Raw genomic sequence first — 13,345 nt, 5'->3', positions numbered from 1 at the left:
GGGTCATGCAAACGGCATCCTGCCTTTTTGAAATCGCGGTCTTCGCGCCGCTGGTCGGGTTCCTGACCGCCGGGATGGGGGGGCGCATCATCGGCGACGCCCTGTCGCAGGCGCTGACGATCATCCTGATGCTCATCGCCAGTGTCGCCGCCATCGGCGCGCTGCTGATCGAGGGGCAGGGCGGCATGGTGACCGCCCTTGTCCCCGTGGCCGACTGGATCCAGGCGGGCAATTTCCATGTTGCGTGGGGATTGCGCATGGATGCGCTGTCGGTCTCCATCGTCGCCATGGTGTGCGTGGTCTCCACGCTCGTGCATGTCTACAGCACGGGATACATGGCGCATGAGAGCATGCCGCGCTTCCGCTTCTTCTCCTACCTGTCGCTGTTTACGTTCGCGATGCTGATGCTGGTGACGTCGAACGACCTGATCCAGCTATTCTTCGGGTGGGAAGGCGTCGGCCTCGCCAGTTACCTGCTGATCGGCTACTGGTACACGCGCCCGTCCGCCGCCGCCGCCGCGATCAAGGCCTTTGTCGTCAACCGCGTGGCGGACCTGTTCTTTCTGGTCGGCATTGCGCTGCTGTATGTCGAATTCGGCACCGTGACCTATGACGACATCTTTGCGATGGTGCCTGCGCACATGAATGATGTGTATCACCTGTTTGGCGCACACCGCGCCATCGAGGTGATCTGCATGCTGCTGTTCATCGGCGCGATGGGCAAGTCGGCGCAGCTATTCCTGCATACATGGCTGCCGGACGCGATGGAGGGGCCGACCCCGGTGTCCGCCCTGATCCATGCGGCGACGATGGTGACGGCGGGCGTATTCCTGATGGCGCGGATGTCGCCGGTGGTGGAATTCGCCCCGTTCACGCGTGACTTCATCATCCTGATCGGTGCGACGACCTGTTTCTTTGCCGCGACCGTGGGGCTGGTGCAGCCTGACATCAAGCGCACGATCGCCTATTCCACCTGTTCGCAGCTTGGCTACATGTTCGTGGCCGTTGGGGTGGGCGCGTATCAGGCGGCGATGTTCCACCTGACGACGCATGCGTTTTTCAAGGCGCTGCTGTTCCTTGGCGCGGGCTGCGTGATCCATGCCGTCCATGACGAGCAGGACATGTTCCGCATGGGTGGCCTGTGGCGCAAGATCCCGGTGACGTACGTGTGCATGTGGCTCGGCAGCCTTGCGCTGGCGGGGATCTTCCCCTTTGCGGGCTACTGGTCGAAGGATGCGATCCTCGATGCGGCATGGATGTCGCCCGCGACGATGGGCACCTATGGCTGGATCATGGGCTGCATCACCGCGTTCCTGACCGCACTGTATAGCTGGCGGCTGATCTTCCTCGTCTTCCATGGCAAGCCGCGCGATGCGCACCTGCATGAAGGCGCGCATGAAAGCCCGCTCTCCATGACCGGTCCGGTCATCCTGCTGGGCTTTGGCGCGGTCCTTGCCGGCATCCTGCTGGCGCCGCTTTATATCGGCAGGGGGCAGGTGGCGTTCTGGAACGGGGCGATCGCGAACGCGCCGGGCAATGACATCATGGACATGATGGAACACGCCCCGGCGTTCATCTCCCTCGTGCACAGCATCGCCGCCGTGGGGGGCATCCTTGTCGCCTATGTCTGCTACATGCTGCGGCCTGAAATCCCGGGGGCGATGGCGCGTGCGCTGCGTCCGCTTTACCTGTTCCTGCTGAACAAATGGTATTTCGACGAACTGTATGACCTGATCTTCATCCGTCCGTACAGGGCGCTGGCGCGCGTGCTGTGGAAGGATGTCGATGAAGGCGTGGTCGAGGGCATCCCCGAAGGGCTGGCCCGCATGACCGTGGCGTCGGCGGGGCAGGCGGTGAAGATCCAGACCGGTTCGATCGCGGTCTATGCCTTTACGATGCTGATCGGGCTGGTGGTGCTGCTGTCCACCATGCTGCTGACCCACTGAAGCCATGATGACGAGGGTGAACCTATGAACTGGACACTTGCTCTGCCTGAAATCGTGCTGGCGATATCGGGCCTCGCCATCCTGGTGTTCGGCGTGGTGCAGAAACGCGAAAATCCGTTTTTCTCCTGCTCCATGCTGGCGATGGCGGCATTTTTCATCACCGGCCTGCTGGTGTTCTTCACACCTGACGGGGTTGGGTACAACCATATTTTCGTCAATGACGACTTCGCGCGCTTCATGAAGGTCCTGTCGCTGTGTGGCGCGTTCCTCGCGACGATGATGAGTGTGGGCTATGCCCGGGAAATGGAAGTCGCGAAGTTCGAATTCCCGGTGCTGATCCTGTTTTCCACGCTGGGCACGATGATGATGGCGTCGTCGGGCAACCTGATGACGCTGTTTGTCGGGCTGGAACTGTCCTCGCTTGCGATCTACATCCTGTGTGCCTTTGCCCGCGACCAGGTGCGCGCGGCGGAGGCGGGGCTGAAATACTTTGTCCTTGGCTCGCTGGCGTCGGGGCTGCTGCTGTATGGCATCGCACTTGTCTATGGGTTTGCGGGCACGCTGGAATATGGCGGGCTGCAGACGGCGGTGGCGGGGACGGCCGCGTTGCCGACGGGGCTGATGATCGGCATCGTCTTCATGCTGGTCGGCCTGTCGTTCAAGCTGTCGGCGGTGCCGTTCCACATGTGGACGCCTGATGTGTATCAGGGGTCGCCGTCGTCGGTGACGGCGTATATGGCAGGTGCGCCGAAGATCGCGGCCTTTGCCGTGCTGCTGCGGGTGATGATCGGGCCGTTCGGCCACATGACGGAGCAGTGGCGGCTGCTGATCGAACTGGTGTCGGTGGCTTCCATGCTGTTCGGTTCCATCGCCGCGATCGCACAGACGGACATCAAGCGCCTGATGGCCTATTCCTCCATCGGGCATATGGGATACGCCATGATGGGCATGGCCGCCGCCACGCCGGAGGGCACGCGTGGGACGCTGGTTTACCTCGTGACCTACCTGTTCATGAATGTCGGTGCGTTCGCGGGGATTGTCGCGATGCGGCGCAAGGGCTTCGCCATGACGCGCATTTCCGACCTTGCCGGACTGGGCAGGACCGCGCCGGGCATGGCGGCCGCGATGGCCATCTTCATGTTCAGCATGGCGGGTGCGCCGCCGCTGGCTGGATTTTTCGGCAAATTGATGGTTTTCTATGCGGCCATCAACGCGCACCTCTATGCGCTGGCGGCCATCGGCGTCATCAGCAGCATCATCGGTGCCTATTATTATGTCCGGATTGTCAAGGTCATGTTCTTTGATACGGCGGCGGAAGCCTTCGACCGTCCTCCCGTTTCCCTGTCGTTCATCTCCGTGGGCATGGGTCTTGTGACCTGCCTGTTCATCGTGGCCCTGGGGCCGGTTTCGACCGCAGCCCAGGCGGCGGCGCAGGCGTTGCTGAGGTAATGCGGTCGTTTTCTGATGTGACGGTCGTGGAGGTGCCACGGATCCATGCGGGTCCGTGGCATCTTGAAATTCATGGGGAACTGGGCTCTACATCCGACCTGTGCCTGGAGCGTGCGCGTGAAGGCGCGGCGGAGGGACTGGCCATCCTTGCGCTGAGACAGACGCGCGGACGGGGAAGCCGTGGGCGCGGATGGGTCGATCCGGGTGGGAACCTGTCGATGTCGGTCCTGCTGCGTCCGGGCCGGGACGCAACCCCGGTCGGGCTGTGGCCGTTCATCGCCGGACTGGCTTTTTACGACGCGCTGGCCCCATGGGTGGGGCAGGGACATGCGCTCAGCCTGAAATGGCCCAATGACCTGCTGCTCGACGGGCGCAAGGTCGCGGGCATCCTGATCGAGGCCGGGGGCGAGGGCGACGGGCGGTGGCTGTCACTGGGCATGGGGGCCAACCTGTGCGCGGCCCCGGTGATCGAGGGACGCGACCTTGCCTGCATGGCGGATGTCGGCCCCGCGCCGGAGGTGGGAAAGGTGGCGTCCGCCGTGCTGACGATGCTCGATGTCTGGATGGCGCGATATGCGCAGGACGGGTTCGACGCCATCCGCACGGCATGGCTGCATCGCGCCCATCCCGTCGGCACGCCGGTGCGTGTCGTCGCCGCCACGGGGACGGTGTGCGGGACGTTCGAGGGGATTGGCGGCGATGGACTGCTGCTGCTGCGCACGCCCGACGGGGTGCGGGCCATTTCCACCGGCGAGGTCCTGCTGGGCACGGCATGACGGCCGTTGATCATCGTTGATGCCGGGGGAAGGCATAATGGTGAAGGCGGCATGGGAACGGCCGGAATTCATAATGCGTTTGAGCATGGGGGATTACATGTTAATCCCTTATACCCATATAGATGGGTAGAGTTCAGGTCATGCCGACCTGTGTCGAGCCCCCGGTCCCGCTGCTGCGCCGCCACAGGTGGCCATGACGGGGATGCGGGCGCGGCTTCGCAGGGGTGGATGATCGTGGCGCGAAAAGGCGCCGGACAGAAGGTTTTTGTCCCGGGGATACGGGACACGTTGGAACGGAATTCTGGTGGGGGGTGCGCCCCTGCCTGTCTGAAAATGGAAATATGAACAGTGTACAGAAGGGTATCATATGAATGACATGACCGCACTGGAATTTCTCCCGCTGGGGGGAACAGGCGAAATCGGGATGAACCTCAACCTCTACCGCCAGGGCGATAGCTGGCTGGCGGTGGACTGTGGCATCGGCTTCAGCGGCAATGACACGCCGGAGGCCGAGATCCTGCTGCCTGATCCGGTTTTCATCGCCGAACGCCGCAAGGATCTGGTCGGTCTGGTCATCACCCACGCGCATGAGGACCATCTGGGCGCCGTGGCCCACCTGTGGCCGCAACTGGGCTGCCCGGTCTATGCCACGCCGTTTGCCGCCGCCGTGCTGCGGCGCAAGCTGGGGGAGGCGCAACTGCTCCAGCAGGTGCCCATCCACACGATCCCGACTGGTGGCGCGTTCACCGTTGGCGAATTCGACCTGCGCTTCATCCCCGTCACCCATTCCGTGCCGGAGGCGCAGGCCCTTGTCCTGCGCACGCCGCAGGGGATCGTGATCCATACCGGCGACTGGAAATTCGACCCCCATCCGCTGGTGGGACCGCCGACCGACATCGCCGCGTTCGAGGAACTGGGCCGCGAGGGTGTGCTGGCGATGGTGTGCGACAGCACCAACGTCCGCACCGAAGGCCCGTCCGCGTCCGAAGCCGATGTCCGCCGCGAGATGACGAAGCTGGTCGCGACGCTGGAGGGGCGGGTCGCGGTGACCTGTTTCGCCAGTAACGTCGCGCGCGTGGAAACGATTGCAAAGGCCGCGATCGCCGCCAACCGTGTCGTCGCCGTCGTGGGCCGTTCCCTGCGCAACCTTGAGGTTGCGGCGCGTGAGTGCGGCTACCTTTCGGACATTCCTCCGTTCCTGTCGGAGCAGGAGGCCAACTCCGTCCCCGACAACCAGCTCCTGCTGATCGTGACCGGCAGCCAGGGGGAACCGCGTTCCGCCCTGTCGCGCATCGCGGTGGACACGCATCCCAACATCTCGCTGGGCGAGGGGGATAACGTCATCTACAGCAGCCGCATGATTCCGGGGAACGAGCAGGCGGTCATCCAGGTGCAGGACAACCTGACGCGGCGCGGGATCAACGTGATTACCGACCGTGACCATCTGGTGCACGTGTCGGGCCATGCGACGGGGGGCGACGTGCGCCGCCTGTATGAAATGGTGAAGCCGAAATACCTTGTTCCCGTGCATGGCGAATGGCGTCACCTGACGGCCAACGCCGCGATTGCGCAGGAACTCGACATCACGCCGGTCCTGCTGGAAGACGGCGACATCCTGAACATGAAGGATGCCTCCTTCGACGTGGTCGATACCGCGCCGACGGGGCGGCTTGTCCTTGATGGCGGGCGCCTGCTGCAGATGAATGGCGGCGTGCTGTCGGCGCGCCGGCGCATGCTGTTCAACGGCGTTGTGCTGGGCAGTTTCGCGGTGGACGAGGAAGGCTACCTGATCGGTGACCCGAAGGTCAGCGCGCCGGGCCTGCTGGATGCCGAAGACCCCGAGACCGCGCGCGTGACGGAAGAATTCGGCAATGCGCTGGATGAAATCCCTGATGAACTGCGTGAAAATGACGTCACGTTCCGCGATGCGGCCAAGACGGCGCTGCGTCGCGCGCTGGGGCGCAAGCTGCAGAAGCGTCCGCTGGTGGATGTGCACCTGCTGCGGGTCTGATCCCCTTGCATCCCGCCGCGCCTTGCGTGGCGGTGAATTTGAAATGGCAGGAGACAGCGCACCGTCTCCTGCCATTTCTTTTTTATAGGACGTTTTTCCCTAAACCCGGCGGCGTTTTCGACACTCGGATCGTGGCGGTAATGTAGACATGGGCGGCGGGGCGTGTCACCTGCCTCACGCGGATGTTGAACGGCCGGGAGCGGCGTTTCCGATCACGCTTGGGTGTGGTGGTGCAACCCGCCGCCATTGGGCGTGCATATGCCCCATTCCACGCCCGGTCTTATTGGGTTACGGTTCGCGCCGTCTGGATCGGTTCTGAATATAAGGTTGATACGCACATGCGTCTGTCCCGCAGCTTTCTTCCCACACTCAAGGAAAACCCCGCAGAGGCGCAGATCACCTCGCACCGCCTCATGCTGCGGGCTGGCCTGATCCGCCAGACTTCCGCCGGGATCTATGCGTGGCTGCCAGCGGGGCTGAAGGTCCTGCGCAACATCGCCAACATCGTGCGCGCCGAACAGGACGCCATCGGGGCGCAGGAAATGCTGATGCCCACGCTGCAGTCCTCCGAACTGTGGAAGCGTTCGGGCCGCTATGACGCCTATGGCCCGGAAATGCTGCGTATCCGTGACCGCCACGAACGCGACCTGCTGTACGGACCGACGAACGAGGAAATGGTGACCGACCTGTTCGGGCAGGTGGTCAAGTCCTATCGCGAACTGCCGCAGGTGCTGTACCATGTGCAGTGGAAATTCCGTGACGAGGTGCGCCCCCGTTTCGGCGTGATGCGCGGGCGCGAGTTCTATATGAAGGACGCCTACAGCTTCGACGTGGATTATGACGCGGCGGTGGATTCCTATCGCCGCATGATGCTGGCCTACCTGCGCACGTTCCAGCGCCTTGGTGTGAAGGCGATCCCGATGGTGGCCGATACCGGGCCGATCGGTGGCGAACTCAGCCACGAATTCCTTGTCCTTGCGCCGACGGGCGAAAGCGGCGTGTTCTTCGACGGCGCGTTCGAGGAGCAGGACTGGCTGTCCGAAGCAGTGGATATCTCCAGCCGTGAGTCACTGGCGAAATTCTTCGCGCGCATGACCTCGTTCTATGCCGCGACGGACGAAAAGCATGACGAGGCACAGTGGGCGAAGGTGCCGCCCGAGCGTCGCCGCGAAGGGCGCGGGATCGAGGTGGGGCACATCTTCCACTTTGGCCGCAAATACACGGAATCGATGGATATTTCCGTCAGCGGTCCCGATGGCGCGCCCCTGTTCCCCGAAATGGGGTCGTATGGCATCGGCGTCTCGCGCCTTGTCGCAGCCATCATCGAGGCCAGCCATGACGAGCAGGGCATCATCTGGCCGCAGACGGTCGCACCCTTTGCCGCCGTCATCATCAATCTCAAGAACGGGGATGCGCAGTGCGATGAAATCTGCGAACGCCTCTATGCCGCAGCCCCCGAACACCTGCTGTATGACGACCGTGCGGAGCGTGCGGGCGTGAAGTTCGCGGATGCCGACCTGATGGGCCATCCGTGGCAGGTGATCGTCGGCCCGCGCGGTGCGAAGGCCGGGGTCGTGGAAGTGAAGAACCGCGCAAGTGGCGAGCGCAGCGAACTGCCGGTTGACGCGGTGCTGGCGCATATCGGCGTGGGTGCCTGATCCGCATGTTCGGCCCCTTTGAACGTGCCGTCGCCGGGCGTTACCTGCATGCCCGGCGGGGGGAGCGGTTCGTCTCCGTCATCGCGATCTTCTCGCTTGTGGGCATCGCGCTGGGTGTTGCGACGCTGATTATCGTCATGTCGGTCATGAACGGTTTCAAGGCCGACCTGCTGGGGCGGATACTGGGGCTGAACGGGGATCTCAGCGTCTATGGCGTGTCGCGCACGATCACCGACTATGACACGCTGGCAGGGCGGATCCGCAAGGTGGCCGGGGTCGAGGCCGCCAATCCCCTGATCGAGGCGCAGGTGCTCCTCAATTCCGGGGGCTACAACGCGGGCGGCCTTGTGCGCGGGATGACGCAGGACGACCTGCGGGGGCTGAAGGAAATCAGCAATTCCCTCGTGGCGGGATCGCTGGATGAGTTCGGGTCGGACGATACCATTGTCGTCGGCACGACGCTGGCGGAACGCGCGGGCCTGACCGTGGGCGCGCGCCTGACGCTGGTGTCGCCCAACGGGGCGGCGACGGCGTTTGGCACCATGCCACGGGTGCGGGCCTATCGCGTGATCGCGATTTTCGATGCGGGCGTGAATGACTACAACGCCAGCTATGTCTTCCTGCCGCTGCATGCGGCGCAGGTCTATTTCCAGATGCCGCATCAGGTGACGCAGATCCAGGTCATGACCAGTGACGCGGAAAATGTCGGCCCGATCCGCACCAGCATCGAGCAGGCGCTTGGCGGCACGCCGGTGCGCGTCATGGACTGGACACAGAGCAACAATGCCTTCTTCGGCGCGGTGCAGGTGGAACAGAATGTCATGTTCCTGATCCTGACGCTGATCATCCTTGTCGCGGCGTTCAACGTGATCTCCTCGCTCATCATGATGGTCAAGGACAAGACCGCCGACATCGCCGTGCTGCGCACCATTGGCGCGACGCGCGGGGCGATCATGCGCATCTTCCTGATGTGCGGGGCGTCGGTGGGGGTGACGGGCACCATCGCGGGCACGGTGCTGGGGATTGTCTTCTGCCTCAACATCGAACGTATCCGCCAGGGCCTGCAGAAGATTACCGGCACGGACCTGTTCAATGCGGAGGTGTACTATCTTGAACACCTGCCGGCGAAGCTGGTCTGGTCGCAGGTGTTCGAGGTGATCGCCATGGCGCTGGTGCTGTCGCTGCTGGCGACGCTGTATCCGTCATGGCGCGCGGCGCGCACCGACCCGGTGGAGGCCCTGCGCCATGAATGACCACACCACGCCGCCGCTGCAGCTTGAGCAGGTCAGCCGTTCCTACCGCAGCGGGGAGGAGACGCTGCGCGTGCTTGATGGCGCGGACCTCGTGCTGCATCCCGGCGAGATCGTTGCCCTTGTTGCCCCCTCGGGCACGGGCAAATCCACGCTCCTGCACCTTGCGGGGCTTCTGGAACATCCCGATGCGGGGCGCGTGGTGATCGACGGGGTCGATGCCGGGCGGCTCAATGATGCGCAGCGTACGGAAATCCGGCGCGACCGCATTGGCTTCGTCTATCAGTTCCATCACCTGCTGGCGGAATTCACGGCGCGGGAGAACGTCATCCTGCCGCAGATGATCGCGGGTGTGTCGCGCCGCCATGCACGCGCGCGCGCCGATGAACTGCTGGGCGCGTTCGGGCTGTCGCACCGGCTGGACCACCTGCCGGGCAAGCTGTCGGGGGGGGAGAAGCAGCGCGTGGCCATTGCGCGCGCGCTGGCGAACCGCCCGCGCATCCTGCTGGCGGATGAACCGACGGGCAACCTTGATGTGCAGACCTCGGACACGGTGTTCGACGCGCTGATCGCGATGGTGCGTGACCATGGGGTCGCGGCCCTGATCGCCACGCACAACATGGACCTTGCGGTGCGCATGGACCGTATCGTGACCCTGCGTGACGGGCGCCTGCTGGAGGTCGTGCCCACCGACGCCTGAGCGGGTGGATAGGGCGTTGCCGCGTACCTGCGCGCTGCGATAGGATGCGGCCATGTCCCATGCCGATTTCATCCACCTGCGTGTCCACTCCGCCTACTCGCTGAGCCAGGGGGCGATCCGCGTTCCCGAAATCGTCAGCCTTGCGCATGAAATGCGCATGCCCGGTGTCGCGATCACCGATACGGGCAACATGTTCGGCGCGCTGGAATTCTCGCAATACTGCTCCAAGAAGGGGATCCAGCCGATCATCGGCTGCCAGATCGCGCTGCCCGCGCGCTCCGACAAGCCGGGCAGCCCGGCGGAACCGATGGTCCTGCTGGCGCGCAACGAAACCGGCCTGATGAACCTGCAGTACCTGTCCTCGGCCGGGTTCCTGCAGCATGAAACCGATGAACCGACGGTGCCGCTCGACCTTCTGTGCGAACGCGCTGACGGGTTGTTCCTGATGACCGGCGGCACGCGCGGGCCGCTGTTCCGCATGCTGGCCGAAGGGCTGGAGGCCGACGCCGCCCGCCTGCTGGCGCGGCTGCACGAGGCCTTCGGGCGGTATATGGCGGTGGAACTGCATCGTCATGGTCTATCGGCCGAACGTGCGGTGGAACCGGGGATGATCGCGCTGGCCGATCGCATGGGCATCGCGCTGGTGGCGACGAACGAGTGCTTCTTCCCCCGTCCCGACATGTACGAGGCGCATGACGCCCTGCTGTGCATCGCGCAGGGGCGCACCATGGCCGAGCAGGACCGCTGGCGCGTGACGCCCGAACACTGGTTCAAGCCGCCGCACATGATGCGTGAACTGTTCGCGGACCTGCCGGAGGCCTGCGACAACACTCTGGAGATCGCGCGCCTGTGCGCCGTCAAGGTGGAGACGCGCAAGCCGCTGCTGCCGGTCTGCCCCAAGGTGGCGCCGGGTGCGACGGAGGAGGAGACCCTGCGTGGCATGGCGCGCGACGGGCTGGAACGTCGGCTTGCGCGCATGAATGTCGATGATGAGACACGCCGGATTTATGAAGAACGGCTGGCCTTTGAACTCGACATCATCGCCCGCATGGGCTTCCCCGGCTATTTCATGATCGTTGCCGATTTCATCCAGTGGGCGAAGGCGCATGACATCCCGGTCGGGCCGGGGCGTGGTTCGGGTGCGGGGTCGCTGGCCGCATGGGCGCTGACGATTACCGATATCGACCCGATCCCGTTCAACCTGCTGTTCGAACGTTTCCTCAACCCCGAACGCGTGTCGATGCCTGACTTCGATATCGATTTCTGCCAGGACCGGCGTGACGAGGTCATCCGCTACGTCCGGCAGGAATACGGTCCCGACCGCGTGGCGCAGATCATCACGTTCGGAAAGCTGCAGGCCCGCGCGGCGGTGCGCGACGTCGGGCGCGTGCTGGGCCTGTCGTTCGGCATGGTCAACAAAGTCGCCGAACTGATCCCCAACAACCCGGCCAAGCCGGTCACGCTGAAGCAGGCGATCGACGGGGAGCCGCGCCTTCAGGAAATGCGCGACAGTGACGAGACCCTGCGCCGCCTGATGGAAATCGCCCTGCAGCTTGAGGGCCTGTTCCGCCACGCCAGCACCCATGCGGCCGGTGTCGTGATCGGGGACCGCGAACTCGTCGAACTCGTGCCGCTGTATCGCGACCCCAAGAGCGACATGCTGGTGACGCAGTACAACATGAAGTTCGTGGAGCAGGCGGGCCTGGTCAAGTTCGACTTCCTTGGCCTGACGACACTGACGATCCTGCAGCGCGCGGTGCAGTTCCTTGAGCCGCTTGGCGTAAGCGTGGATCTCGCGGCACTGCCGCTTGATGACAAGCTGACCTATGACATGCTGGCGCGTGGCGATACCGGCGGCGTGTTCCAGTTCGAAGGCGCGGGCATGCGCGACGTGCTCAAGCAGATGCGCCCGACACGGCTGGAGGACCTGATTGCGGCGGTGGCGTTGTACCGACCGGGTCCAATGGCCAACATCCCCGATTACTGCCGGCGCAAGCATGGCGAGCCGTGGGAACCCCCGCACGAGGAAATCCGCGATATCCTGTCCGAGACCTATGGCATCATGGTCTATCAGGAACAGGTGATGCAGATCGCGCAGAAGATGGCGGGCTACAGTCTTGGCGGCGCGGACCTGCTGCGGCGCGCGATGGGCAAGAAGATCCGCGCGGAAATGGACAAGCAGCGCGTGATCTTCACAGAAGGGGCGACCAAGCGCGGCATCGACCATGACAAGGCGGTCGAGGTCTTTGACCTGATGGCCAAATTTGCCGACTATGGCTTTAACAAATCCCATGCGGCGGCCTATGCGCTGGTGTCGTACCAGACGGCGTGGATGAAGGCGAACCATCCGGTGGCCTTCCTTGCCGCGTGCATGTCGCTGGCGCGGGAAAAGACCGAAAAGCTTGCCGCCCTGCGGCAGGAGGCGGAACGTCTGGGCATCAAGGTCCTGCCGCCCGACATCAATGCGTCTGGCGCGGATTTCACGGTGGAAAAGCTGCCGGACGGGGAATATGGCATCCGCTACGCCCTTGCGGCGGTCAAGAAGGTCGGGCTGAGCGCGATGCAGGCGCTTGTCGCCGTGCGGGGGGATCGTCCGTTTGCCGACATGGCGGACATTGCCGCGCGCATCGACCCGCGCAATGTCAACAAGATGCAGTTGGAAAACCTGGCGCGCGCGGGGGCGTTCGACACGATCCTGCCCAACCGGGCGCAGGCCTGTGCCTCGGCCGAGACGGTGCTGCGCCGCGCGCAGTCCCATGCGCAGGAAGCGGCCAGCGGGCAGATCGGCCTGTTTGGCGGCGGTGGGGGCGGCGCGCCCACGCGGGAGACGCTGCGCCTGCCATCGGTTCCGGACTGGCCCGAATTCGATCGCCTGAACATGGAGGCCGACGCCATCGGGTTCCACCTGACGGCGCACCCTCTGGATTCCTATGGCCCGCTGATGCGGCGTCTGGGTGTTGTGAAATCCACCGGGCTGGAGGCGGCTGCGGCGGCGGGCATTACGCGGGTGAAGATTGCGGGATGCGTGGTTGACCGCAAGGAACGGCCCACGCGCACCGGCAACAAGATGGCGTGGGTGCGCCTGTCGGATGCCAGCGGCGGGTGCGAGGTCACGTTCTTTTCCGAAGTCCTGTCACGCTCGCGCGAAATCCTCAGCGCGGGGAACGCGGTTGTCGTGACGGCGGACCTGCGCCTTGATGGGGAGGCGTTGCGCATTACCGCGTCCGATGTGATGGAGCTTGAACAGGCCGCCGCCGATGCTGCCGCGGAACTGCGGATCTGGTTTGACCGTGCGGACGCCATCGCACCGATCCGCGACATCCTGCAGGGGCATAGCGGGGGGCGCGGGCGCATCATCCTGCTGCCTTCGGTCGCGGAAACGCGCGATGTGGAGGTGACACTTGGCGAACGCTACCGCGTGACGCCGCGTATCGCGCAGATGATCAAGTCGATCGAGGGCGTGGGCCGGGTCGAACAGTTTTAAGGCAGTGTTCGGGCGCCGCCTTTTTCAAAAGGCGGCGTTCTCTCGAAGCTTTTTGAAAAAAGCTTCACCAA

The 13,345-nt window shown here is 64.2% G+C and carries 8 protein-coding genes; all 8 read left to right on the top strand.

Features of this window, described 5'->3' with window-relative positions; all coding sequences use genetic code 11:
* The first annotated feature begins 5 nt into the window (after window positions 1-5).
* Window positions 6-1,946 carry an NADH-quinone oxidoreductase subunit L gene (gene nuoL / locus CFR72_RS05425; RefSeq protein ID WP_110912996.1) on the top strand — a complete coding sequence of 647 codons (1,941 nt, stop codon included), beginning with the start codon at window positions 6-8 and terminating at the stop codon, window positions 1,944-1,946.
* Between the two features lie 24 nt (window positions 1,947-1,970).
* Window positions 1,971-3,395 (top strand): NADH-quinone oxidoreductase subunit NuoN, encoded by a 1,425-nt coding sequence (gene nuoN, locus CFR72_RS05420; protein WP_110912995.1) that lies wholly within the window; start codon window positions 1,971-1,973, stop codon window positions 3,393-3,395.
* A complete protein-coding gene (locus tag CFR72_RS05415; protein ID WP_110912994.1) occupies window positions 3,395-4,171 on the top strand; it encodes a biotin--[acetyl-CoA-carboxylase] ligase in 777 nt (258 codons plus the stop codon). The genes nuoN and CFR72_RS05415 overlap by 1 nt, the downstream gene beginning before the upstream one ends.
* 367 nt (window positions 4,172-4,538) lie before the next feature.
* Window positions 4,539-6,182 carry a ribonuclease J gene (locus CFR72_RS05410; protein ID WP_110912993.1) on the top strand — a complete coding sequence of 548 codons (1,644 nt, stop codon included), beginning with the start codon at window positions 4,539-4,541 and terminating at the stop codon, window positions 6,180-6,182.
* A 338-nt stretch (window positions 6,183-6,520) separates the two neighbouring features.
* A complete protein-coding gene (proS, locus tag CFR72_RS05405) occupies window positions 6,521-7,840 on the top strand; it encodes a proline--tRNA ligase (protein ID WP_110912992.1) in 1,320 nt (439 codons plus the stop codon).
* 5 nt (window positions 7,841-7,845) lie between these two features.
* Complete coding sequence (locus tag CFR72_RS05400; protein ID WP_110912991.1) at window positions 7,846-9,093, top strand: lipoprotein-releasing ABC transporter permease subunit; 1,248 nt, start codon at window positions 7,846-7,848, stop codon at window positions 9,091-9,093.
* Complete coding sequence (locus CFR72_RS05395; RefSeq protein ID WP_110912990.1) at window positions 9,086-9,790, top strand: ABC transporter ATP-binding protein; 705 nt, start codon at window positions 9,086-9,088, stop codon at window positions 9,788-9,790. Before CFR72_RS05400 ends, CFR72_RS05395 begins: the two co-directional genes overlap by 8 nt.
* 52 nt (window positions 9,791-9,842) lie before the next feature.
* Window positions 9,843-13,274, top strand: coding sequence for a DNA polymerase III subunit alpha (gene dnaE / locus CFR72_RS05390; protein ID WP_110912989.1), 3,432 nt, complete (start codon window positions 9,843-9,845; stop codon window positions 13,272-13,274).
* Window positions 13,275-13,345: the final 71 nt, after the last annotated feature.

This window comes from Gluconacetobacter entanii (genome assembly GCF_003206495.1).
GTDB lineage: Bacteria > Pseudomonadota > Alphaproteobacteria > Acetobacterales > Acetobacteraceae > Novacetimonas > Novacetimonas entanii.
Note: the sequence above shows the minus strand (reverse complement) of the source record. Positions and strands in the feature narration are given on the sequence as shown.

What these genes read in the sequence shown, in the direction of transcription:
- CFR72_RS05415 (WP_110912994.1), top strand. Translation starts at nt 3,395, where the DNA reads ATGCGGTCGTTTTCTGATGTGACGGTCGTGGAGGTGCCACGGATCCAT.
- CFR72_RS05395 (WP_110912990.1), top strand. Translation starts at nt 9,086, where the DNA reads ATGAATGACCACACCACGCCGCCGCTGCAGCTTGAGCAGGTCAGCCGT.
- nuoL (WP_110912996.1), top strand. Translation starts at nt 6, where the DNA reads ATGCAAACGGCATCCTGCCTTTTTGAAATCGCGGTCTTCGCGCCGCTG.
- nuoN (WP_110912995.1), top strand. Translation starts at nt 1,971, where the DNA reads ATGAACTGGACACTTGCTCTGCCTGAAATCGTGCTGGCGATATCGGGC.
- proS (WP_110912992.1), top strand. Translation starts at nt 6,521, where the DNA reads ATGCGTCTGTCCCGCAGCTTTCTTCCCACACTCAAGGAAAACCCCGCA.
- dnaE (WP_110912989.1), top strand. Translation starts at nt 9,843, where the DNA reads ATGTCCCATGCCGATTTCATCCACCTGCGTGTCCACTCCGCCTACTCG.
- CFR72_RS05410 (WP_110912993.1), top strand. Translation starts at nt 4,539, where the DNA reads ATGAATGACATGACCGCACTGGAATTTCTCCCGCTGGGGGGAACAGGC.
- CFR72_RS05400 (WP_110912991.1), top strand. Translation starts at nt 7,846, where the DNA reads ATGTTCGGCCCCTTTGAACGTGCCGTCGCCGGGCGTTACCTGCATGCC.